This window comes from Streptomyces sp. NH27, from assembly GCF_056859195.1.
Window position 1 is genome coordinate 1 of record NZ_JACEGK010000657.1, and the last position, 3,724, is coordinate 3,724.

The window sequence follows — 3,724 nt, forward strand, 5'->3', positions numbered from 1 at the left end:
CCCCACGCCGCACGCCCGCCCCCGCAGCACGTCGCACCGCCGCACCTCGCACCTCGCACCTCGCACCACCATCCCCCCCACACTCCCAGGAGTCGCACATGCGACGACCAACGCGTACCACGGCGCTCTCCGTCGCCGCCGTCACCGCAGCGGCAGCCGCCGCCGCGCTGCTGCCCGCACTGGGCGCCGGCACCGCGGCCGGCGCCACCCCGTCCTGCACGGTCGCCTATTCGGTGACCAACCAGTGGGACGCCGGCTTCCAGAGCGCCATCGAGATCACCAACAACACATCGGCCACCACCAGTTGGAACCTCACCTTCGACTTCCCCGGCGGCCACCACGTCACCCAGGGCTGGAACGGCACCTGGTCGCAGTCCGGCACGGCCGTGAGCGTGGCGTCCGAGTCGTACAACGGCGTGATCCCCAGCGGCGGCAGCCTCAGCGCCGGTTTCCTCGGCGACTGGTCCGGCAGCAACCCGAGCCCGACCGCGTTCAAGCTCAACGGCACCACCTGCAACGAGGACGACGGCACCACGCCCCCGACCACCCCGCCCGGTGACGGCAGCGGCGACCCGGCCCCGCCGAAACTGCACGTCTCCGGCAACGAGTTGATGGACTCCACCGGCAAGCAGGTGGTGCTGCACGGCGTGAACCGCTCCGGCACCGAGTTCGCCTGCGCCCAGGGCAACGGCATCTTCGACGGCCCGGTCGACGACGCGGCGATCGACGCGATCACCAGCTGGAAGGGCGTCAACGCGGTCCGCGTCCCGCTCAACGAGGACTGCTGGGAGGGCCTTTCGTACGTGCCGGCCGAAGACGGCGGCGCCGCCTACGTCGCCGCGATCACCGACTGGGTCAACCGCCTGGTCGCGCACGGCATCACGCCCATCCTCGACCTGCACTGGACGCACGGGCTGTACACCGGCAACTCGGCGGGCTGCTCGGACGTCAACGCCACCTGCCAGAAGCCGATGCCGGACGCGCAGTACGCCATCCCGTTCTGGCAGAGCGTCGCGGACACCTTCAAGTCCGACACCTCAGTCGTCTTCGACCTGTTCAACGAGCCCTACCCGGACCGGGCCACCTCCACCGCCGACCAGGCGTGGACCTGCTGGCGGGACGGCGGCACCTGCCCGGGCATCGGCTACCAGGTGGCCGGCATGCAGGACCTGGTCGACGCGGTACGCGGCACCGGCGCGCAGAACGTGATCCTGCTCGGCGGCCTGGCGTACTCCAACGACGAGACCGGCTGGCTGACCCACGAGCCGACCGACCCGACCGGCAACCTCGCCGCGTCGCTGCACGTCTACAACTTCAACTCGTGTGCCAACCAGTCCTGCTGGGACTCGCAGATCGCCCCGGTCGCCGCCCAGGTGCCGCTGGTGGCGGGCGAGATCGGCGAGAACACCTGCGCCCACTCCTTCACCGACACCTTCATGAACTGGCTGGACGCGCACCACCTGTCCTACCTGGGCTGGACCTGGAACACCTGGGACTGCTCCTCCGGCCCGTCGCTGATCTCCTCTTACGACGGAACGCCCACCGCCTACGGGCAGGGCCTCAAGGACCATCTGGCCGCGCTGGGTTGAGCCCGAGGCGCCCCCGGACGGGGCGGTCCCGTACACGGATGGCGGGTACGGGACCGCCCCTTCACGCATGTCCGGGTTGTCCGGCGATTCCCGCGTGAGCAGCGGGTTGTCCGTTCGGGACTCGAAACGGCGACAGTGGCCAACCGGCCAGTATTGAACAACTTATTGACGCCGATGTACGGGCCTTGTAAACATCACCTCGCCAGAGAGCGCTCTCACTCAGCGCCCGCCGGCCTCCATCACGGACCCCCACCCGGTTGAGGAGATACCAAATGTCAGGCAGCACTTCGCTGTTGGTGCGGCCACGGCCCGGACGGCACGACAGATCCCGGCCGTATCTCATCCTTGCCCTCCTGCTCGCGCTGACGGCGGGCCTCGCGCTCGTCGTCACCTCGCAGTCGCCGGCCCGCGCCGCCGGCTCGCTCCTGTCGCAGGGTCAGCCTGCCACCGCCTCGTCCGTCGAGAACGCGGGCACCCCGGCCTCCGCCGCGGTCGACGGCAACACCGGCACCCGCTGGTCCAGCGCCGCGGCCGATCCCCAGTGGCTCCGGATCGACCTGGGCAGCAACCAGTCGATCAGCCAGGTGACCCTCAACTGGGAGACGGCGTACGCGAAGTCGTTCAAGATCCAGACCTCGGTCAACGGCACCGACTGGACCGACGTCTACTCCACCACCACCGGCACCGGCGGCAACCAGACGCTGTCCGTAAACGGTTCCGGGCGCTATATCCGCATGTACGGCAGCGAACGCGCCACGCAATACGGCTACTCGCTCCGGGAGTTCCAGGTCCACGGCGGAACCGTCGCCACCCCGTCCGCGTGCGCCACCGACAACGCGGCGCAGGGCAGGACGGCCGCGGCCTCCTCCACCGAGAACGCGGGCACCCCGGCCTCGGCCGCGGTCGACGGTGACACCGGCACCCGCTGGTCCAGCGCGTTCAGCGACCCGCAGTGGCTGCGGGTGGACCTCGGCGCCTCGGAGCCGATCTGCAGCGTCGGCCTCAACTGGGAGGCTGCGTACGCGACCGCGTACCAGATCCAGGTCTCGGACGACGCCACCAACTGGACCACGGTGTACTCCACCACGACCGGCACCGGCGGCATCCAGAACATCGACGTCACCGGCACCGGCCGCTACGTCCGGGTCTACACCACCGCGCGGGCCACGGCGTACGGCGTGTCGCTGTGGGAGTTCTCGGTGCACCTGGCCTCGGGTACCACCACACCTCCCCCCACCGGCGGTGACGACTCCTTCTGGGGCGACACCAGCCAGATCCCGGCCGCGAACAACGTGATGGAGGTCGCGATACTCAACCGGACCAACGGCGCGTATCCCGACAGCCAGGTCTACTGGAGCTTCGACGGCCAGGAGCACTCGATCGCCGAGCAGCCGTACTTCGACATGCCGGCCAACTCCTCCGGCCGGATGTACTTCTACGTCGGCTCGCCGAACAGCCAGTACAACGACTTCATCGAGTTCACGATCGGCCCGGACGTCTTCAACGGCAACACCACCCGGGTGGACGCCTGGGCGCTGCCGCTGGCCATCCGGCTGCACTCGCACACCGGTCAGGACATCCAACTCGGCGACAACCAGGACCTCTTCACCACCAGCCGCGACCAGGTCTTCCAGGAGTTCCAGGATGCCGTGCCGCAGCAGTTCAAGGTGCTGGCGCAGACCCAGGCGCCGTACCGGATCATCGCCCCGGGCAGCGACCCGAGCTTCCGGGCCGGCGGCGCCAACGAGAACTACTTCACCTCCTACGCCCAGTCGGTCGGCGTGAACGCGGCGACCTCGGACATCTTCGGCTGCGCGGGCACGCTGGCCGCCGACCCGAGCACGTGTGCCGCGCTCAACCGGCACACCGCCACCCTCCCGGCCGACCAGCAGCAGGACCCGACGAAGTTCTACTCGGGCGACCCGGCCAACTGGTACGCCAAGTTCTGGCACGACCACGCCATCAACGGGCTGGCCTACGGCTTCCCGTACGACGACGTGGCCGGGCAGGCGGCGTACGCCTCGATGCAGAACCCGCAGTGGATGGAGGTCGCGGTCGGCTTCTAGCGGTCGGCTTCTAGCTCCGCGACCTGGTTCCGCGACCGACGCGGTCCGCACGGCCCCCCACGTCTACCG

Annotated in this window: 2 protein-coding genes; both read left to right on the forward strand. The window is 69.5% G+C overall.

The window, feature by feature from the left end:
• Positions 1 to 98: 98 nt before the first annotated feature.
• Positions 99 to 1,589 carry a cellulose binding domain-containing protein gene (locus AC13HU_RS33910; protein ID WP_483045829.1) on the forward strand — a complete coding sequence of 497 codons (1,491 nt, stop codon included), beginning with the start codon at positions 99 to 101 and terminating at the stop codon, positions 1,587 to 1,589.
• Between the two features lie 272 nt (positions 1,590 to 1,861).
• Positions 1,862 to 3,655, forward strand: a complete 1,794-nt coding sequence (locus AC13HU_RS33915) for a discoidin domain-containing protein (RefSeq protein ID WP_483045830.1) — start codon at positions 1,862 to 1,864, stop codon at positions 3,653 to 3,655.
• Positions 3,656 to 3,724: the final 69 nt, after the last annotated feature.

Bases quoted from the DNA above. Each gene is read 5' to 3' on its own strand.
- AC13HU_RS33910 (WP_483045829.1), top strand. From the start codon at position 99: ATGCGACGACCAACGCGTACCACGGCGCTCTCCGTCGCCGCCGTCACC.
- AC13HU_RS33915 (WP_483045830.1), top strand. From the start codon at position 1,862: ATGTCAGGCAGCACTTCGCTGTTGGTGCGGCCACGGCCCGGACGGCAC.